This is a genomic window from Polaribacter sejongensis, from assembly GCF_038024065.1.
GTDB lineage: Bacteria > Bacteroidota > Bacteroidia > Flavobacteriales > Flavobacteriaceae > Polaribacter > Polaribacter sejongensis.
The window spans coordinates 1,864,359-1,885,854 of sequence record NZ_CP150667.1; the positions used below are offsets into that span (position 1 = coordinate 1,864,359).

The window sequence follows — 21,496 nt, forward strand, 5'->3', positions numbered from 1 at the left end:
GCTTTTTTGCAAATTTGTATCGAGAACAGAAGAAAAAAGATATAGTGAAAAGCAGGAAATAGCTTCAAAAAAAACTACATCCCTGCGATTTTATCTTCTTCTAAAATGTTATTTGTTTCTGTTTTCACTTTCTCTAAAATAACTTTTAACTCGTCTTTTGTCATGTTTAAATGCGTATGGACTTCATCTCCTGCGATTAAATTTAATAAGGCTTTGTCTTGCGCTCTACCTTTTTTCATGGCTTCGTTGTACCCAATATTTGCATTAAAGGTAACTAAGGAATATTTGGAGAAATACTCCGTTGGAAATGTCTTTTCTAAATCCATTTCAATTTTTCTTTTCTCTTTAAAAATAGGATTTGCCACATGATCTCTCATTTCATGAAAGTTGTCAATCGCTAAATCTGCAATAGCATCTGTGTCTTGTTTTCTTGCTTTTTCATAAGTCTTAAAAACACTTTCCCAAGAATCTAAACCTTTATTCAAAATTTCATCGAATACCGTAACATCTTCAAACGAAGCATTCATACCTTGTCCGTAAAATGGTACAATTGCATGCGCAGAATCGCCCAATAAAATGGTTTTATTTTGATAAGACCAAGGCGAACATTTTACGGTTCCTAAAGCACCTGTTGGGTTGTTTATAAATTCGTCTTTTATATTCGGAATGATTGCCAAAGCATCGGGAAACTCTTGCTCAAAAAACTGTGTTATTTTTTCTTCTGATGCTAAGTTTTCAAAATTAAATTCGCCCTCATTATAACTTAAGAAAAGTGTAACTGTAAAACTTCCGTCTAAATTTGGTAAGGCAATTAACATAAAATCGCCACGAGGCCAAATGTGTAAATGCTGATTACTAATTTGATGTTTCCCGTTTTTATCCGCAGGAATTTCTAATTCTTTATATCCGTGATTTAGATAATTCTGAGAATAACTAAACAGAAATTTACGTTCTAAATAATAGCTTTTTCTTAATGAAGAACCTGCACCATCTGTTCCAAAAATCACATCTGCTTTTACAGATAATTCTTGCCCGGTTTTGTAATCTTTAAAATGTGCGGTATTATTTTCTATATCAACATTTTTACATTTTTTATTAAAATGAATATTTACATTTTCGTGCTTTTCTGCTTCGTTTAATAACAATGCATTTAAATCGCCACGAGAAATGGAATTGATATACTCATCTTCTCTACCAGAATAATTAGAAGCAAAAGTATTTCCGGCTCTGTCGTGCATTAATCGTCCGTACATTGGTATGCAAATCTCTCTTGCTTGTTCTTCTACTCCGCATAAACGCAACGCTTTAAATCCGCGGTCAGATAAAGCTAAATTGATAGATCTACCTGCAGAAATATCTGTAGTTCTTAAATCTGGCCTGCTTTCGTACAATTCAATTTTATAACCTCTTTGTGCTAAACGCAAAGCTAAAAGAGAACCGCATAAACCTGCGCCGATTATTAATATTTTATCTGTTTTATTCATTTTTTTCTAAAATTAAACCTCACAGGTTTTAAAAACCTGTGAGGTTTCTTCTATCTACAATAACTCTTTTAATATTGAAACCATATTGTACACATCTTCAAAAGTATTATACATTGGTGTTGGTGCACAACGGATAACATCTGGTTCTCGCCAATCTGTAATAATATGTTTTTCTGTTAGTTTTGTATGCAAACTTTTGTCAGCATTTTTAACTTGAATGGACAATTGGCAACCGCGTTCTTTTGGATTCGTTGGCGTGATAATTTTAATATCTTCAGAACCAATTTCATTGATTAAAAACTCGAAATAACCAGTTAATTTTTCAGATTTCTCACGCAAAGCATCCATACCAACTTCCTCAAAAATATCTAATGAAGCCAAAATTGCTGCCATAGATAATATTGGCGGATTGGATAACTGCCAACCTTCTGCTCCTTCCATGACATCAAAAGGCATTCTCATATTAAAACGCGTAGTTTTGTTATGATTCCACCAACCAGAAAAACGTGGTAAGTCTTTATTTTTTGCGTGTTTTTCATGTACAAATAAGCCAGCTAAACTTCCTGGACCAGAATTTAAATATTTATAGGTACACCAAGCTGCAAAATCGACTCCAGATTTATGTAAATTTGATTGAATGTTTCCTGCTCCGTGTGCTAAATCAATACCTACAACACAATCTTTAGCGTGACCAATCTGAGCGATTCGCTCTAAATCTAAAAACTGACCGGTATAATAATTTACGCCTCCAATTAATAACAAAGCAATTTCATCTCCTTGTTCTTCAACAATCGTTTCTAAATCTTCTATATTTAGTAATTCCTCGCCTTCTCTTGGTTTCCACTCAATAACATCCTCTTTAGAAAATCCATGAAATTCTAATTGAGATTGTACTGCATATCTATCCGAAGGAAAAGCATCACTTTCTATAACAATTTTACATTTGGTTTTTGTAGGTCTGTAAAACGACACCATCAACAAATGTAAGTTGGTTGTTAGTGTATTCATCACCACAACTTCTATTGGTTTTGCACCAACAATTTTCGCCATTTTATTGGTTAATAATTCATGATAATTTAACCACGGATTTTTTGCTTCAAAATGACCTTCTACTCCTAAATTTGCCCAATCTTTTAATTCTTGATTGATGTATTTTTTGGTTGATTTTGGCTGTAATCCTAAAGAATTCCCTGTAAAATACAACCAATCGTTTCCGTTTTTGTCTTTCGGAATGTGAAATTGATTTCGCAAATAAGAAAGTGAATCTTCTTTATCTTGCTGTTTGGCAAACGCTAACGAATTTTGATACTGCATCTAATAAAAGTTGATTTATTCCAAATATAAAACAATCCTAAATAAGTTTCAATAATATTGAACTATAAAGCTCTTAAATTAATACTCATTTTTTGTATTTTTACACAAAACCAATACGAATGAAACCCTTAAAGCACTTATTTTTAATTGTACTTCTTATTTCTTTATCTTGTAAAAAGGAGAACAACTCTACAGACGAATTAACAAACATTTACACAACGCTAAAAACAACATATGCTCCTGATAAGCGTGTAGAATTGTTTGATATAAATTTTGAGCAAGTAGACAACCAACTTATTTTAGAAGGAGAAACAACTTCTAAAGAAGCTTTTTCTATTTTATTAGATAGTTTAAAAAACAGAAATGTAAAATTCACCAATAATGTGAGAATTTTACCTGATGATGTAGTTGGTTTACAACAATATGCAGTCGCAAGAAATTCGGTTATTAACATACGCTCTAACCCAAAACATTCTGCTGAATTAGGCACGCAAGGTTTACTTGGAATGTCTGTAAAAGTATTGGATAAAAAAGGTGATTTCTATAGAATTCAGACTCCAGATAAATATATTTCTTGGGTAGATAGAGGCGGAATTCAATTAATGAATAAAAGTGAATTTGATGCATGGAACAATGCTAAAAAAGTAATTTTCACCGAAACTTATGGATATACTTATGCTGATAAATCTGAAAACTCTAAAATTGTTTCTGATATTACTTTAGGTGCATTATTGCAATATGTTTCTGAAGATAATGATTTTTATGAAGTAAAATATCCTGATAACAGAATAGCGTATCTTAAAAAGAAGGAAGCTGTTATGTACAATTCTTGGTTAGAAAGCGTGGTTGCTACAAAAGAGAATGTAGAAACTGCTGCCAAAACTATGACTGGTTTCCCTTATTTATGGGGCGGAACTTCTAGCAAAGGAATTGATTGTAGTGGTTTTACTAAAATGGTGTATTTAATGAATGGCTTTATCATTCCTAGAGATGCTTCTCAACAAATAAATGCAGGTAAAACGGTAGATAAAGATTTAAAATTTGAAGGTTTAGAAAAAGGAGATTTAATGTTCTTTGGAAAAAAAGCAACTACTGATGCCAAACAACGTGTTACCCACGTAGGAATTTGGTTAGGAAATGATAAAATGGAATTTATACATTCTGCAGGAAATGTGCATTTAAGTTCTATGAACGCTGATGAAGCTAATTATGATGAATTTAATAAGAATAGATATTTAGGTAGCCAACGTTACTTGGGGTTTGAAGATAAGATGATTGTTGATTTGAAAGAGAAGATAAAGCTTTAGGTGTAATAAGTAAGCATTCATTGACAAATAAGTTCAAAAAAGAACTTTTTAAATAAAATTAATAAAAAATGAAATTAATAGTCTAAATAAAACAACGAAATACAACACCTTGTATAACTAATTGCTAGTTTTGCTCACTTAGGAAATTCCTCTAGAATTTCTGCGTTCGTGTTTTATTTATTAATTTAACTTCTTAAACAACGCAACAAACCATAACAACAACCTTGGAATTCATTGAGAAAAACCGTTAAAAGTGAAAATATGAGTAATTTAAAAGACATTAAATCGGAAATTGAAAAATATGCGAATGATTCAAATCTGACTGAATTACAAATTGTTGAGAAATTAGAAAAACACTATTTTGACAAAGAAGTAAACAAAAACTTAACGCTGTATAAAAAAGGAAAGAAAAAAGTGAGCGAAATAACAAAAGACCTAAAAATCTCGCCACGAAAATTTTATGCGATTTTAGAGAAGAAGAAAATAGAACATAAGAAATATAAAAAGGAGTAATTTTAAATATGACGTTAGACTTTTAGCTAACTTGTGGCATCCACTTACTCAAACCACATAACAAAGCTTCTAAATACACGTTACAACAATATTGAACTAAGGGATAACACTATGAAAAATAATCTTACTGACATGAAATGCCTAGACATCTACCTATCTGGTCTTAATAAAGAAGAATATAATGAAATAAAACCAAAAGTTGAAATTTCAAAAGTAAAAACCACGCCTTTAGTGAGTTGGGATATTTTTATGGATGATTATTATATAAGGTTAATTGAAGCTAAAAAGAGAATGGAAATCGAACAAGTACTTTCTTTTGCTAAAAAGTTCAATTGGAAAAATGACCTAGATCTTGCTTTTTCTGAAAATGACTATGAAGCATTAATCGTAACTGACAAAAATCAAAACATAATTTGGGTAAACGAAGGATTTACATCAATGACAGGTTATTCTAAAAAATTCGCAATAAACAAAACACCTAAATTCTTACAAGGAGAAGAGACTTCAGTAAAAACCAAAAATAGAATTCAGGAAAAAATAGAGCAAGTAACGCCTTTTAAAGAAATTATTGTAAACTACAAAAAAGACGGAACAGCTTATAATTGTGAAGTTAAGATAATTCCATTATTTAATGAGAATACAACTCACTACCTAGCGTTCGAAAAAAAAATAGGATAGGTTAAAATTACTGTAATCAATAAGGTGTATTAAAAATTGCTTATTTTTAGGTTAATCAAAGTTCGTTGTAACCTATTAAAATTATGCAAAAAACAGATTTCAGTAATTTAAAAGTGATTTACATAAATTGTACTCTTAAAAAATCACCACAAGAAAGCCATACCAAAACATTAATGGAAGTTTCAAAAGCCATTATGGCTAAAGAAAACGTTAAAATAGATGAGATTAGACTAATAGACCATCAAGTAGCGAGTGGCGTTTATCCTGATATGACTGAACATGGATGGGATATTGATGAGTGGCCAGAATTAACAAAGAGAATTCTAGACGCTGATATTCTTATCGTTGGAACACCAATTTGGCTTGGAGAAAAATCTTCTGAAGCTCAAAAACTAATTGAAAGGCTTTATGCTTTAAGTGGTTTAACTAATAATAAGGGTCAGTATGTTTTCTATGGTAAAGTTGGCGGCTGCATAATTACAGGTAATGAAGATGGTGTAAAACATTGTGCAATGGGAATATTATATTCGCTTCAACACGTAGGATATTCTATACCACCACAAGCAGATTCTGGATGGATTGGAAAAGTTGGCCCTGGACCAAGTTATGGAGATAAAGAGTGGAAAGGAGAAAAATTAGACAAACCTGTTGGTTTCGATAGTGATTTTACAAATAGAAATACAACTTTTATGACCTATAATTTACTTCATTTAGCACTGATGTTAAAGAAAAACGGCGGCTACAATAATTACGGGAACTCCCGAGAAGAATGGGATGATGGAGAACGTTGGGAATTTGAAAACCCAGAATACAGATAAAAACTGAATACATTAAATAGCTTCAAAAAAAAAGCATTTTAATACTTTCTATGATACTTTACTTTTTCTTCTAAATAAATAGGTGATTCTGTTCCGTCGTTAATTTTAAACTTGGTTTTAAGAGTTTCTCTCTTAATAATTTCTTGCTTAAAAACCTCAAAATGTAAATGAGGACCGGTTGACCAACCAATGTTTCCGCTTTTAGCAATTAACTGACCTTTGGCAACTTTATCGCCTGGTTTTACGTTAGCAGAATTGGTATTTATATGTGCGTAATCGGAGAATGTACCGTCTGAATGATAGATTAAAATAAAATTATTATACTCTAAACAACCTTTGGTAACACATGTTTTGGTGTTATGATCTACCACCTTAATTACAACGCCTTCTCTTGCTGCATAAATATCCGTGCCAATTGGCATTAGAAAATCTAGTGCGTTTTTCTTTTGATGTGTTATGGTACCATTATAACCTTGAGATACTTTAAACTTTTTCCCTTCTTTAAAAGGAAGGTTGTAAATGTATTCTTCAACAGCAACGGTGTCTTTCTTTTTTACAGCAATAGTATCTTTTTCTTTCGTGGCAAAGTCTCCGTAATTGTACCTTGTTTTAGAATTGTACTTATAAGCGCCAGCCTTAATTGCTTTTAGAGTAGTAATTACAAAGCCTGTAGTTCTTGCAGGAATTACGTATGTTTTAAAATTTCCGTTGGATGTAGACAAGTTCACTAACTCTAAATCGACCTCTACCGAAACCGGACAATACTCATTATTGTCTGCTAAAAACTCAAATCCATTCTCTGCTTTTTTAAAATAAGTTTTAAAATTAAGTTGAGAGAATGAATTATAAGAAATTAATAAAATGAAAATAAATAGATATTTATTCATTTGTTATCTACTAATACAACACTCTAAATTTAATAGTCCCTTCAATTTCTCTTAAGGCGTCTAAAACTTCTTTGTTGTATTCTTTATCTAAATCTGTTATTACATAGCCAACTTTTGGATCTGTAGATAAAAACTGACCATTAATATTCAAGTCATATTCTGCTAAAACTTTGTTTATTTTAGCCATTACACCTGGTACATTTTTATGAATGTGTAAAAAACGGTGTGCATTTGTTTGTCTTGGTAAACGAATATTTGGGAAGTTTACAGCATCTACTGTATTTCCAGAATTAATGTACGCCATAATTTTACTTGGTACAAAATCAGCAATATCTCTTTGTGCTTCTTCTGTACTTCCACCAACATGCGGAGTTAAAATTACGTTTGGTAAACCTTGTAATTCAGAGTAAAATTCTCCGTTTTTTCTAGGTTCAGAAGGATATACATCTACTGCAGCACCAGCTAATTTTCCACTTTTTAAAGCAGCAACCAATGCAGGAATATCTACTACAAAACCTCTTGCTAAGTTTACTAAAATTGCGCCATCCTTCATTTGAGAAATTTCTTTTTCTCCAATAAAGTTTTTGTTTGCAGAATTGTCATCAATATGTAAAGTAACCACATCAGATAATGCTAATAAGTCTGATAATTGATCAACTTTAGTTGCATTTCCTAAACCTAAGGTATCTTCTACATCATAATAATAAACATCCATACCTAAAGCTTCTGCTAAAACTGATAATTGCTTACCAATATTACCATAACCTACAATACCTAGTTTTTTACCACGAACTTCTCTAGAACCTTCGGCAGTTTTATTCCATTGACCATTGTGAATTTCTGTACTTCTTTGAAAAACACTACGCATTAACATAATGATTTCTCCAATTGCTAATTCTACAACAGAACGTGTATTACTGTAAGGTGCATTAAAAACTACAATTCCGCTTTCTTTACACGCTTCTAAATCTATTTGTTTGGTACCAATACAAAATGCACTAACTACCATTAATTTTTCTGCAGCGTCTACAACTCTTTGCGTTACGTTTGTTTTAGAACGAATACCTAAAACATGTACGTCTTTTATTTTTTCTATCAATTCGTCTTCAGACAAACTTTTAGAAACGGTTTCTACAGAAAAACCATCTGTAGACAACTTGTTAAAAGCATCTGGATGTACGTTTTCTAATAATAATATTTTAATTCTATTCTTTGGGTATGAGATATTTCTTGGCAACTTGTTTACGTATAAAAATTCATCTAAATTTGGGGCAATGTGGTCTGCGTTTTCTGTTGTTTTAATTCTAGAAACGTTTTCTGTGTACGCAAAAAACTTATCTGCTACACCAGCTTCTCTAGTTACATAATCGCTGTACCCATCACCAATAACTTGTATCTCTCCTTCGAGATTCATGTCTTTTAAACACTTTATTTTTCCGTTGTGCTGAGACAATGGGTTATTAGCATCAAAACCAATAATTTCACCATCTGCTGCAAACTCAAAAGTATTTGCATACACTCTTTCTGAAGGTATATTGTATTCTTCTACAATAGGATCTATAAACTCTTTAAATCCACAAGAAATCACATAGATGTCATCTGCAAATTTTTCAAAAAATTCTTTGTTGCTTTCTATGGATTTTGATACTTGCTTTTTTAAAGCTGCTACTAAACCAGACAAATCGGCTTGGTTAGCTTTTAATAATTTAATTCTTCTCTCTAATGATTCTGTGAAGGATATTTCGCCGTCAATTCCTAAATTGGTAATGTCAATTATTTCTTGAATAATTGTCTCTTTTTTAGGATTGTTCTTTAAGGTTATTTCTGCTAAAACATCTAATGCTTCTACCTTGGTTAAGGTACTGTCAAAATCGAAAATATAATTTCTTTTTGTGCTAATCATTACTTAAGAATCTTGGTTGAATTTAAGTGAGTAAATCTACAAATATAGTAGGGAATGAAGAAGCTAATTTACAGTTTTATGATATCTATTTTATTTATTCTGATAATTTAAAAATACTTATAGAATAATAGTTTTTCATCCTTAAAAATTATGGAATCCTAAAAGAAATAACCACCAAACAATTGGCAACGCCTCTACCCAAAAGGAACTAAAGTACTTAGATTGTTCTTTTTCTGCTCTCATTAAGAAAATTATCAATAGAAAAAAGAAAAGCATAAAAGGAGTTTTTACTAGCGTATTGGCTGTAATCAAATACTCTAAAACTAAAGAAAAAACCAATAGCGTTAATCCTAATTTCTTTGTTTTTGCTACGCCTATTTTCTTTGGGATGGTTTGTAAAGAAATAGCATCATATTGTACATCTCTTATATCAAAAGGCAATATTAAAACCACCACTATTAAAAACCTTTGCAACATTAGTAAAAGTATATTTAAAGTAATTTCTTTACCTGCATCTACCGCAGGAATTAATACTGTAAAACCTGCCCAAACAAAAGCTACAACTATAATTTTTAAATAACTTACCTCCCTTAAATTTTTATGAAATCCACTTAAAAAAGGAACTGCATATAATACCGTTAACAAACAGAAAGGAATGGTATAAAACAATGTTTTTAAAGGAATTTGATATGCAAAGTAACACAATACTAAAAAACAGAAGAATGAAAATACCTGTATATTCTTTAAGCTTTTGGTTAAACTCTTATGATGTAATTTTGCCACACCTGCATATTTTACAGAATTATACCCTGTAATAGTTCCCAAAAACATAAAATAATTTAAGTCGCTATTATAAGGCAGATCTAAATAAATTTCTGTGATTTTTAGCAGCGCATACACAGAAAATGCAACATGAATACTTGCATTTATATAAAAATCTAAAACCAATTTTAAGAATCTCATTCGGCAAAAATAGGTTTTATGTTCATAACATTCTTTTTTGGTTGATAATTCCCCCTTTTTTGGCAAAAAAATGGGCTAAATTATTTTATTATTTCCCTACTTTTGGTCTGCAAAATTTCGAATAAATACACACAACTAAGAACAATCGAAATCATATTAAAATAGCATTAACAAAACCCTATTAAATGAATACAAATTTGTTTCAAAACAGACATATTGGTCCTAACAAAGAGGAGCAAGAAAAAATGTTATCAACTATAAAAGCGGATAATTTAGATCAGTTAATTTACCAAACTGTTCCAGATGATATTCGTTTAAAAAATGAGTTAGATTTAGCACCAGCTAAGAGCGAATATGAGTATTTAGCGCACATCAAAGAATTATCAGAAAAAAATAAAGTTTTTAAAAGTTATATTGGTTTAGGATATCATGAGGCAATTGTGCCAAGTGTAATTCAGCGTAATATTTTAGAAAACCCGGGGTGGTATACAGCGTATACACCTTACCAAGCAGAAATTGCACAAGGTAGATTAGAAGCTTTGTTAAATTTTCAAACAATGGTTTGTGATTTAACAGGAATGGAATTGGCGAATGCTTCTTTATTAGATGAAAGTACTGCGGCTGCAGAAGCAATGGCACTTTTATTTGATGTTAGAGAAAGAGCACAAAAGAAAGCTGGTGTAAATAAGTTTTTTGTTTCTGAAGAAGTTTTACCTCAAACAATATCTGTTTTACAAACACGCGCTACTCCTATTGGAATTGAATTGGTAATTGGAAACCATGAGGAATTTGATTTTTCTGAAGAATTTTATGGAGCTATTTTACAATATCCAGGTAAACATGGTCAAGTTTATGATTATACTGCCTTTGTTGCAAAAGCGAATGAAAACAATATAAAAGTTGCTGTTGCTGCCGATATTTTATCATTGGTAAAATTAAAAGCACCTGCAGAATTTGGAGTTGATGTTGTTGTAGGAACTACACAACGTTTCGGAATTCCGTTAGGTTATGGAGGTCCTCATGCTGGTTATTTTGCTACAAAAGACAAATACAAAAGAAGTATTCCAGGGCGTATTATTGGTATTACCAAAGACATCAACGGAGAACGTGCTTTACGTATGGCATTGCAAACGCGTGAACAACATATTAAAAGGGAAAAAGCGACTTCTAACATTTGTACAGCACAAGTTTTATTAGCTGTTATGGCAGGTATGTATGCTGTTTACCATGGTAAAAGTGGTTTACAATTTATCGCAGACTCTGTACACAACAAAACTAAATTAGTTGCCAATTTTATAGAAAAAGCAGGTTTTAAGCAGTTAAACTCTTCTTATTTTGATACTTTATTGGTAGAAATAGATTGTATTAAATTAAAATCTGTTGCAGAGTCTTTTAAAGTGAACTTTAATTATGTTGATAAAAAACACATTTCTATCTCTATAAATGAAGCAACTACACAGAAAGATTTAATGAACTTGTTCACCATTTTTGGTCAACTTAAAAAGAAACCGATTGCATCGGAAACTGTAGATGATTTTCACCAAATCTTAACTAAAGAATCTTTTAGTGCAGATTTTGAAGTTATTACAGAAAACACCAAAAGAAGTACATCGTTTTTAGACAATGATGTATTTAACACGTATCAATCTGAAACAGACATGATGCGTTATATTAAAAAATTAGAGCGTAAAGATTTAGCGTTAAATCATTCTATGATTTCTTTAGGATCTTGTACAATGAAATTAAATGCAGCTTCTGAAATGTTGCCTTTAAGTAATCCGCAGTGGGGGAATATTCATCCTTTTGTACCATTAAATCAAGCTGAAGGATATCAACAAGTTTTAAAGAGATTAGAGCATCAATTAAATATTATTACTGGTTTTGCTGGTACTTCTTTACAACCAAATTCTGGTGCACAAGGTGAGTTTGCTGGTTTAATGACTATTAGAGCATATCACGAATCTAATAACGATTCTCACAGAAATATTTGTTTGATTCCTGCTTCTGCACATGGAACAAATCCTGCGTCAGCAGTTATGGCCGGTATGAAGGTTGTGGTTACTAAAACCGATGAAAAAGGAAATATTGATGTTGAAGATTTACGTGCAAAAGCAATTTTACACAAAGATAATTTAGCGGCTTTAATGGTAACCTATCCTTCGACACACGGAGTGTATGAAAAAGCAATTAAAGAAATTACACAAATTATTCATAATAACGGCGGACAAGTATACATGGACGGTGCAAATATGAACGCACAAGTTGGATTGACAAACCCTGCAACGATTGGTGCTGATGTTTGTCACTTAAACTTACACAAAACATTTGCCATTCCACATGGTGGTGGTGGTCCTGGAGTTGGTCCAATTTGTGTCGCTCCGCAATTAGTTCCGTTTTTACCTACAAATCCTGTAGTTGCTACCGGAGGAGAAAATGCAATTACTGCCATTTCTGCTGCTCCTTGGGGATCATCTTTAGTGTGTTTAATTTCTTACGGTTACATTACCATGTTAGGTGCAAAAGGATTAACGGATGCTACCAAAAATGCCATCTTAAATGCCAACTATATTAAAGAGCGTTTACACGGACATTACAACAGTTTATACACTGGGGAAATGAACAGAGCTGCGCACGAAATGATTATTGACTGTCGTGATTTTAAACAAAACGGAATTGAAGTGGTAGACATTGCAAAGCGTTTAATGGATTATGGTTTTCACGCACCAACGGTATCTTTTCCGGTTGCGGGAACTATGATGATTGAACCTACAGAGTCTGAATCTATGGCAGAATTAGATCGTTTTTGTGATGCAATGATTTCTATTCGTGAAGAAATTAAAAATGCAACAAAAGAGGATGACAACAATCCTTTAAAAAATGCACCTCACACGCAAGAAATGTTAACTGCAGATGAATGGACGTTACCTTATTCTAGAAAACAAGCGGCTTTTCCTTTAGAGTACATTGCTGAAAATAAATTTTGGCCAACCGTACGTAGAGTTGATGATGCTTTTGGAGACAGAAACTTAATTTGTTCTTGTAACCCAATTGAAGATTATATGTAGAACCCACAGTGTTCTTTTAGTATTTTAAAACCGTTTCTTTTTGAAGCGGTTTTTTTGTTTTTGATAATAACCTAGAAGTCTTTTATTTTATTTAATTCTATTATCAAACCCTAATACTTCGGAATAATAAAACGAATGTCATTCCGAAATGAGCTTTTTCAAGCGATTGAGGAATCTCATAAAACTCTAAAAAAGGCATTTAAAAAACCTATTCAAACTAAAAATGACGGATATCATAAAAAACTAAAAACAAACTATTTACCTTAAATTTAAAAGCATTATAAATTAACTTTAGTTACCTAAATTTAACTTATAAACAACATCATAAATTGTCTATTTTTCTTACTTTTAATATTAAAATCAAAAAAAATTATGGAACATATATACAGTAAATGGCATCACCCATACAAACCAGCAGCAAAATATAAAAAGAAAGTCGCTTATTTTAGTATGGAATTCGGTATCGATCAAGCTTTTAATATTTATTCTGGAGGACTGGGTTTTTTAGCAGGTTCTCACATGCGCTCTGGCTTTGAATTAAAACAAAATATGATTGGTATTGGTATGCTTTGGAAGTACGGTTACTACGACCAAGCAAGAAATGATGACCAAACATTAAAAACTGAATTCAATGAAAAACATTTCGATTTTTTAGAATATACAGGTATTGAAGTAACTATTAAACTTCATGACAATCCGAATGTAAAAGTAAGAGCCTATGTTCTAAAACCAGAAGTTTTCGGAACCGTACCTATGTATTTTTTAAGCACAGACGTAGAAGGAAACGACCACTTGACTAAAACTATTACCAACCACTTATATGATCAAAACCAAGTAACAAGAGTGTCTCAAAGTATTGTTTTAGGAATTGCCGGCGCTAAAGTAGTAGAAGCTTTAGGAGGCGCAGATACCTATCACTTAAATGAAGGACATGCCCTACCTGCATTTTATTATTTAAAAGATAAAGGCGTAACTAAAGAGCAAATGGTATTTACAACACATACTCCAGAAAAAGCAGGAAATGAAGAGCGAGATGCGCGTCATTTAAATAGATGTGGTTTCTTTGGCAGAACTTACTCGGAACAAGAACTGCAAACCGAAATGGTAAATGGTGGCATGATTAACTATACCATTGCTGCATTAAGAATGGCTAGAAAAGCAAACGGAGTTTCTAAACTTCATGCTATTGTTGCGAATGATATGTGGAAAGATTACCCAGGTATTTGCGAAATAATTCCGATTACAAACGCTCAGAATCAAAAATTTTGGCAAGATGAAACCATTAAAAAATCTTGGGAGAAAGGCAATGCAACTACTTATAATAAGAAAAAACTAGCATTAAAAAGCGAACTTTTTGAAGAAGTATATAAACAAACCGGAAAAAAACTAGACCCTAATGTATTAACCATTGTTTGGGCAAGACGTTTTGCGGGTTATAAAAGAGCCGATTTACTTCTACACGATTACGATCGTTTTAAAAAACTAATTTATAATGAAAAATATCCTGTACAAATTATTTGGGCAGGAAAACCATATCCGTTTGATTATGGCGCAATCGATACTTTCAACCATTTAGTACATCAATCTAAACAAGAACCAAATTTAGCCGTACTTATTGGTTATGAAATAGACTTGTCTAGAAAATTAAAATGCGGTTCTGATGTTTGGCTAAATACACCAAGAATTACACGTGAAGCTTCTGGAACAAGTGGTATGACAGCTGCTATGAATGGTTCTGTAAATGTTTCTACGGATGATGGCTGGATTCCTGAATTTAAAAAGGACGAAGAAAACTGCTTCGTATTACCTGCACTAGATTATAAGTTACCAACCTATGAGCAAGATAAATTAGATACCGATAACCTATATAACATACTAGAAAACAAAGCACTACCAACGTATTATGATACTCCTAAAAAATGGCAAAAAATAGTATTTAATGCAATGGACGATGTTATCCCTGAGTTTACAACTCAAAGAATGGCAGCTGATTATTACAAGAAATTGTTTTAAAAAAGGTATTAAAACAGTTAAAAACTAACCTTAACAACTAAATGTTAAGGTTAGTTTCTTTTAAATTCTATGTGTATTCCACACCTCAGAATACAACGTCTACTAAACACATTTCTTTTAGATTGGTTTCCATAATGTCCTTTTACAGCTATCTTTTTTTTAAAATAAAAAAAACTTTATAAAATAAAAAAGTAAATAAACAGTTGAGTAACTACCTTCTAAGTATCAAACTAAAAAGAGGGTTCATTTATTTCCAAAATGAAATAGATACAACGTTTAAAAATCATAGAATAACATTTACATTTGCCAATAAATCTATCGATTTTAAAGAATATTAATAAAAACTTCCCCCTCTATATTGCTATTTAAGAAAGTAACATTTCTTACATAACAATTTAAAACAATAAAAAAAGACATGAAGAAAAGAGCGAGTTTATTAATTATAATTTCACTATTTTTTATAAGTATGACATCTCAAGACACTAAACATATTAAAGCTTTTGTTTCTGGGCATAATAGCAATTACGATGTACAGCTAAAAATTAATGGAAAACCTGTAGGTAAAGGAGATCTTTCTGGTCTGAAAATTTTTAATGAAGAACACCCATTTAAAGATCAACTAAAAGACATGCCTCCTTTTGTTCAAGACCTAATAGCTTTTGTATTAAAAGAAGGCGAGAATACTATTGAAATAAAATTTAATAGAAGAACACAAAACTTCAATCCCCCTAGAAAGTTTAGTTTTGGTTTAAGAAGCTCAATAGAATATATTCCTTTTTATTATGTTTCTAGCGAAAAAGAATCTGGAACTATAACTTCAAAGTTCGACTTAAAGTTTAAAAAAGATAAATCAGAAAAAGAAAAAGTTACTTTAGGTAATAAAGATGCTGCTTTTATTTACTCTCAAAGAATGGATGTTTTTCAAGCAACTCTAAATGGTAAAAGCTTAATGTATTTTGGAGGTACAGGCGGACTTACAGACTTACACTTAATTAAAGGTACAAATACGTTAGAGATTAAATATGTACCCGGAAGCGAAGGTGAAATTAGTTACTATATTCAGACACCTAATTTTACTAAAAAAGTGATTAAAAAAATACCCAAAGATCAAGTTGATGAACTTCAAACTGACGTTTATGAATTAAAAGAATAGTTTGTAATAAACTATTCTTTTAATTTTTTAATATTAGCAATAATCTTTTTGGCATGAATTCTAGAGTTTTCTATAAACCACTTATGCGTGTCCATTCCACCACAAACAACTCCTGCTAAATAAACACCACTCACATTGGTTTCCATAGTTTCATCATTATAATTAGGAATTTTATTTTCATCATTAGAAAAAGTAATTCCTATTTTATTTAGAAGAACAAAGTTTGGTTTGTAACCTGTTAATGCTAAAACAAAATCGTTTTGTAACGTTTCTATTCTTTTTTCTGTTTGAATAATAACGGTTTCCTTTGTTATTTCTTTAACATTGGTATTATAATATACCTGTATACTTCCTTCTTCTATTCTGTTAATAATATCGGGTTTTACCCAATATTTTACACGATGCCCAACTTCAGAACCTCTAATAACCATAGTAACTTCTGCTCCTTTTCTATAACATTCTAAAGCAGCATCTACAGACGAATTACTCGCACCAATAACAACTACTTTTTGTCCGGAATAAAAATGTGGATCATTATAATAATGAGAAACTTTTGGTAAATCTTCTCCAGGAATTTCTAAGGTGTTCGGAAGATCATAAAAACCTGTTGCAATTACAATATTTGTAGATTTGTACGTGTTTTTCTCTGAAACAATAGTAAATTCATTTTCTACTTTAGAGATAGAAGTTACTTTTTCAAACAAATTAATATTTAATTTATTTGAAGATGCAATTCTTCTATAATACTCTAAAGCTTCACTCCTTCTTGGTTTATTTTCTTTACTAATAAACGGAATTTCATCTATCTCTAACTTTTCTGAAGAAGAGAAAAATTGCATATTCACCGGATAATTATATAAAGAATTTACAATAGGTCCTTTTTCTAAAATTACATAGCTCAACCCGTTTTTTTTAGCTTCTAATCCGCAAGCAATTCCAATAGGACCACCACCAATAATAACAATATCAAAATTTTTCATAAAATATACTCTTCTTATTTATTATAATAAATTGTTTCTAATCTAATTAGTTCCTATCTTTTTTAAATCTAAAATTCTTAATAATATCAACTTAAAAATAGATCATAACCTAAAGCCTGACCTGCAAAGCAACATCAAAATTACTAAAAAATAGACTACATAGAAAATCACAAATTACAGCAACCTGTTTTCCACTTTAAACAACACAAAAACCAGTATAATGTAAAATAAAAAACTCCAACAAATGAATGTTGGAGTTTTAAATATGTTGAAAATTCTAAAAGAATTACTCTTTTTTGAATTTTGCGTATTTCGTTTTAAATTTATCGATACGTCCTGCAGCATCAATAAGTTTAGATTTACCAGTGTAAAATGGGTGAGATGTTCTAGAGATCTCTAATTTTACTAAAGGATACTCAACACCATCAACTTCTAACGTTTCTTTAGTGTCTACTGTAGAACGTGTTAAAAATACATCTTCGTTAGACATGTCTTTAAAAGCTACCATTCTGTAATTTTCTGGATGAATTCCTTTTCTCATTTTATTATATTTTAATACTTTAATGTTATGTTTGCATGAGTGAAGTTGGTAAAGCTTACTCGATTCTCTAAATAGTTGTTGTTTACTATTTTGAGGATGCAAATTTAACTATATTTTTTAATTAACAAATAAATATTTTGTTTTTATTTGGTCTAACAATCACATTAGTTATTTTTACATCAGATTTCGTTGATGAATAGTGGTTTTTCAACACTTTTACAAAAGTTAAAAAGACTAAAAATAAATATAAATAATTACAAAAATGAAAAAGAATACCTTACTTGTTGCATTTTTTACATGTTTTCTGCTAATTACATCTTGTTCTGATGTCTATAAATTTAGTTTAGAACATAAAAAACAAGTCGCTCTAAATTCTAATATTGAAGTCACTTTAAAAGAGAAAGAAGAGAAAGCCATAAATAGTGTCCAGTTTTTCGTGAATGGAAATGAGGTTTCTTCAGATGGAAATGCAATTTCTATTAATACAACTGAATTAGGTGTTGGAAAACACCAAGTTTCTGCGCTAGTTTTTTATGCTGAAAAGACAAAAAAGGAAAATAGTTTTTTTGAAGTTTTAGCAAACAAAAAACCTGTTGTATATGACTATAAAATTATAAATGAATATCCGCATGATAAAACTGCCTACACACAAGGTTTAGAATATCATGATGGTTTTTTATATGAAACTACAGGTCAAAGAGGAAAATCTACACTTAGAAAAATTGAAATTGAAACAGGTAAAGTTTTACAAAAAATAGATTTAGATAAAAAGTATTTTGGTGAAGGAATGACCATTCTTAACAATAAGATTTACTGGTTAACTTGGCAAGGTAAAAAAGGTTTTGTGTACGATTTAGAGACTTTTAAGCAAGAAAAAGAATTTGCCTACAATAATAGTGCAGAAGGTTGGGGTTTTACACATAACGGAACTCAGTTGATAAAATCTGATGGTACAAACAGAATTTGGTTCTTAGACCCAGAGACTTTAAAAGAAGAAAAATCAATTCAAGTTTACACCAATAAATACGCGGTAGCGGACTTAAATGAATTAGAATTGATCAATGGAAAAATCTATGCAAATAAATATCAGCAAAATGCTATTGTTGTTATAGACCCAAAAACAGGAGTTGTAGAAGGTATTGCAAACTTAAAAGGCTTGCATGCAGAAATGGAAAAAACACAGAAATTGGTTCCTCATGACGAAGTTTTAAATGGTATTGCTTATGATAAAGAGAATAACCGTCTTTTTGTAACTGGTAAACACTGGGGAAAACTATTCGAAATTGAATTGATTAAAAAACAATAATTTTCATCATAAAAAGTTCTAACCATAATATACTTTAAGATTTAAAAATAAAAACAAGTTTTACCACATAAAAACATAAACAACATAATGCTATATACTATGTTTCTATGTGGTAATTTTTTATAAAATAACATGAGATACACTATATACTTCTTCTTAATTATTATTGTTGCTTCGGTAAGTTCTTGTAGAAAAGATTTTAACACAACACCAAGTTCTGGTGCATTAGAATTTTCTAAAGACACCGTTTTTCTAGATACCATATTTACAAATATTGGTTCTGCTACGTATAATTTAAAAGTATATAATAGAGGAAAAAATGCAATTACCATTCCTGAAATAAAATTAGAAAATGGTACCAATTCTAACTACAGATTAAATGTAGATGGAATTCCTGGAAAAGATTTTAAAAACATAGACATTCTTGCCAAAGACAGTATTTTTATCTTTGTAGAAACTACTATAAATGCGAGTAACGAAGTTAATCCGTTATACACAGACAGAATTTTATTCGATTCTGGTAGTTTTCAGCAAGATGTAGATTTAGTTACTTTGGTACAAGATGCTAATTTTATCTTCCCTGGAAAAGATGCTATTTCCATGAAAATTGACAGCTTAACTTTAAACGGAGAACCAACTACCTTAAAAGGGCGTTTTTTAACGGATTCAGAATTAACCATTACCAATGTAAAACCCACTGTTATTTATGGCTTTGCAGCTGTACCAGCAAATAAAACATTAACCATAGAAGCCGGAGCAAAAGTTTATTTCCATGATAATTCTGGTTTAATTGTAGATAACAAAGCTACTTTAAAAGTAAACGGAACACTTTCTGAAAAAGTGATTTTTGAAGGCGATCGATTAGAATATTCTTTTAGCGAAACTGCCGGACAATGGGGAACTATTTGGATGCGAGCAGGAAGCAAAGACAATGAAATGAACCACACCATTATTAAAAACGGAGTTATTGGAATCTTGGTTGATAGCATTGGCTCTCCTACTACTCCAACTTTAAAATTACAAAACACAGAAATCTATAACCATTCTAGCTATGGAATATTAGGAAGAGAAACAAATATTGAAGGTAATAATGTAGTAATTGGTTCTGCTGGACAGGTTTCTTTGGCAGCAACTATTGGAGGTACGTATAATTTTACACATTCTACTTTTGCTAACTTTTGGAACAATGGTTTACGTCAACTGCCTGCTGTTTTGGTGAACAACTTTTTTGTGTATTCTGATGCAACAGGACAAGAAATTATTGAGACTAGAAATTTACATGCTGCTAATTTTACCAATTGCATTTTTGATGGAAATAACAACATAGAGTTTATCTTAGATAAAGTTGATGGAGGCGGAATATTTAACTACAACGTTAGTAATTCCATGATTAAATTCACAGATAGTAACGACTCTTTTAAAGACAACACCGAACTAGATTTTACAAGTACTTTTTACCAAGACAACATAATAAATGGAAATGCTCATTTTAGAAATACTCAAAACAGTGATTTTATAATTGGAGAGGATTCTGATGCCATAAATAAAGCAAAAACAACTGCTTTTTCTACGGATATTTTAGGCGTTGATAGAACTACAAATCCGGATATTGGTGCTTACCAACATATCACTTTTGAAACGGAAGAGTAGTTTTTCTATCAAATGAAATCAACCTTAATTGAAGTATAGTATCCTCTATAAGATATTGAATTGTAAGGCTCCGCCTTTTCAAGAGTCACTCAAATCTTATATTCTAAGCGTTACTAACCCTTCTAATTTTTAAAAACACAGATAAACCTCAAAGGTTTTAAAACCTTTGAGGTTTAAATTTATGAAAAATTGAGTAAATTGCTCGTTCAAATTTTTTATTGAAATGAAAAACATTGTAATTACAGGTACTAGTAGAGGAATTGGTTTTGAACTCGCTAAACAGTTTGCAGAAAGCGGACATCAAGTATTAGCCTTATCTAGAAACACAAAACCACTATCTGAGTTTAATCATAAAAACATTACTTTAATTTCTGTTGATTTATCTGTAAATTCAGATTTAGAAAAAGTAACCGATTATGTTAAAAATAATTGGCAACAAGTTGATATTTTAATCAATAATGCTGGTAAATTAATAAACAAACCATTCACCGATTTATCTTCGGATGATTTTTTAGAAGTCTACAAAGTAAATGTTTTTGCCGTTGCCGAAATTACAAAATTAATGATTCCGTTTATGCAAAAAGGAAGTCATGTAGTTACAATTAGTTCTATGGGCGGAATTCAAGGAAGCATGAAATTCCCTGGATTAGCAGCATATTCATCCGCCAAAGGCGCCGTAATTACCTTGTCAGAATTATTAGCAGAAGAATATAAAGAACAACAAATTGCTTTTAATGTTTTGGCTTTAGGAGCTGTGCAAACAGAAATGTTAGAAGAAGCTTTCCCAGGATACGAAGCACCTACCTCTGCCACAGAAATGGCGAATTATATTTTTGATTTCTCTTTAACAGGAAATAAATTTTATAACGGAAAAGTATTACAAGTATCCTCTTCAACTCCGTAAGCAATAAGCATTCAAAA

17 protein-coding genes are annotated in these 21,496 nt (G+C 31.1%); 10 read left to right on the plus strand and 7 right to left on the minus strand.

The features are described from left to right. Window positions 1-74 precede the first annotated feature (74 nt). Window positions 75-1,484, minus strand: a complete 1,410-nt coding sequence (locus tag WHD08_RS07715) for an FAD-dependent oxidoreductase (RefSeq protein WP_165732890.1) — start codon at window positions 1,482-1,484, stop codon at window positions 75-77. Window positions 1,485-1,538: 54 nt separating this feature from the next. Further along, entirely contained in the window at window positions 1,539-2,798 is a 1,260-nt protein-coding gene (gene kynU / locus WHD08_RS07720; protein WP_165732891.1) for a kynureninase, read from the minus strand. Window positions 2,799-2,917: 119 nt separating this feature from the next. Between kynU and WHD08_RS07725 the strand changes: the two genes are divergently transcribed. From WHD08_RS07725 to WHD08_RS07740, 4 genes are all read left to right on the plus strand, one after another. After that, entirely contained in the window at window positions 2,918-4,105 is a 1,188-nt protein-coding gene (locus WHD08_RS07725) for a C40 family peptidase (protein WP_208888639.1), read from the plus strand. 261 nt (window positions 4,106-4,366) lie between these two features. Beyond that, a complete protein-coding gene (locus WHD08_RS07730; protein ID WP_208888638.1) occupies window positions 4,367-4,618 on the plus strand; it encodes a hypothetical protein in 252 nt (83 codons plus the stop codon). Between the two features lie 111 nt (window positions 4,619-4,729). Beyond that, window positions 4,730-5,296 (plus strand): PAS domain-containing protein, encoded by a 567-nt coding sequence (locus tag WHD08_RS07735; protein WP_208888637.1) that lies wholly within the window; start codon window positions 4,730-4,732, stop codon window positions 5,294-5,296. A gap of 83 nt (window positions 5,297-5,379) precedes the next feature. After that, a complete protein-coding gene (locus WHD08_RS07740) occupies window positions 5,380-6,114 on the plus strand; it encodes a flavodoxin family protein (protein ID WP_208888636.1) in 735 nt (244 codons plus the stop codon). A gap of 38 nt (window positions 6,115-6,152) precedes the next feature. Here the strand turns inward: WHD08_RS07740 and WHD08_RS07745 are convergent, their stop codons facing one another. From WHD08_RS07745 to WHD08_RS07755, 3 genes are all read right to left on the minus strand, one after another. Beyond that, entirely contained in the window at window positions 6,153-7,001 is an 849-nt protein-coding gene (locus WHD08_RS07745; protein WP_208888635.1) for a M23 family metallopeptidase, read from the minus strand. 10 nt (window positions 7,002-7,011) lie between these two features. Next, window positions 7,012-8,904 carry a phosphoglycerate dehydrogenase gene (gene serA, locus WHD08_RS07750; RefSeq protein ID WP_208888634.1) on the minus strand — a complete coding sequence of 631 codons (1,893 nt, stop codon included), beginning with the start codon at window positions 8,902-8,904 and terminating at the stop codon, window positions 7,012-7,014. Window positions 8,905-9,045: 141 nt separating this feature from the next. Beyond that, window positions 9,046-9,867 carry a hypothetical protein gene (locus WHD08_RS07755; RefSeq protein ID WP_208888633.1) on the minus strand — a complete coding sequence of 274 codons (822 nt, stop codon included), beginning with the start codon at window positions 9,865-9,867 and terminating at the stop codon, window positions 9,046-9,048. A 185-nt stretch (window positions 9,868-10,052) separates the two neighbouring features. On the opposite strand from WHD08_RS07755, the gene gcvP reads away from it, so the two are divergent. The 3 genes from gcvP to WHD08_RS07770 all read left to right on the plus strand — a co-directional run bounded on the left by gcvP (window position 10,053) and on the right by WHD08_RS07770 (window position 16,098). Further along, window positions 10,053-12,932 (plus strand): aminomethyl-transferring glycine dehydrogenase, encoded by a 2,880-nt coding sequence (gene gcvP / locus WHD08_RS07760; RefSeq protein WP_165732900.1) that lies wholly within the window; start codon window positions 10,053-10,055, stop codon window positions 12,930-12,932. Window positions 12,933-13,304: 372 nt separating this feature from the next. Continuing rightward, a complete protein-coding gene (gene glgP, locus WHD08_RS07765) occupies window positions 13,305-14,945 on the plus strand; it encodes an alpha-glucan family phosphorylase (protein WP_208888632.1) in 1,641 nt (546 codons plus the stop codon). 466 nt (window positions 14,946-15,411) lie between these two features. After that, window positions 15,412-16,098, plus strand: a complete 687-nt coding sequence (locus WHD08_RS07770; RefSeq protein WP_244183221.1) for a hypothetical protein — start codon at window positions 15,412-15,414, stop codon at window positions 16,096-16,098. Window positions 16,099-16,109: 11 nt separating this feature from the next. Here the strand turns inward: WHD08_RS07770 and WHD08_RS07775 are convergent, their stop codons facing one another. Then, window positions 16,110-17,078 carry a YpdA family putative bacillithiol disulfide reductase gene (locus WHD08_RS07775; RefSeq protein ID WP_208888630.1) on the minus strand — a complete coding sequence of 323 codons (969 nt, stop codon included), beginning with the start codon at window positions 17,076-17,078 and terminating at the stop codon, window positions 16,110-16,112. 286 nt (window positions 17,079-17,364) lie between these two features. Next, entirely contained in the window at window positions 17,365-17,619 is a 255-nt protein-coding gene (locus WHD08_RS07780) for a type B 50S ribosomal protein L31 (protein WP_087520665.1), read from the minus strand. A gap of 262 nt (window positions 17,620-17,881) precedes the next feature. On the opposite strand from WHD08_RS07780, the gene WHD08_RS07785 reads away from it, so the two are divergent. The 3 genes from WHD08_RS07785 (at window position 17,882) to WHD08_RS07795 (ending at window position 21,479) form a co-directional block, all read left to right on the plus strand. Next, window positions 17,882-18,925, plus strand: a complete 1,044-nt coding sequence (locus WHD08_RS07785; protein WP_208888629.1) for a glutaminyl-peptide cyclotransferase — start codon at window positions 17,882-17,884, stop codon at window positions 18,923-18,925. Between the two features lie 132 nt (window positions 18,926-19,057). Beyond that, window positions 19,058-20,575 carry a choice-of-anchor Q domain-containing protein gene (locus tag WHD08_RS07790; protein WP_208888628.1) on the plus strand — a complete coding sequence of 506 codons (1,518 nt, stop codon included), beginning with the start codon at window positions 19,058-19,060 and terminating at the stop codon, window positions 20,573-20,575. A 223-nt stretch (window positions 20,576-20,798) separates the two neighbouring features. Next, window positions 20,799-21,479, plus strand: a complete 681-nt coding sequence (locus tag WHD08_RS07795; RefSeq protein WP_208888627.1) for an SDR family NAD(P)-dependent oxidoreductase — start codon at window positions 20,799-20,801, stop codon at window positions 21,477-21,479. The last annotated feature ends 17 nt before the right edge of the window (window positions 21,480-21,496 follow it).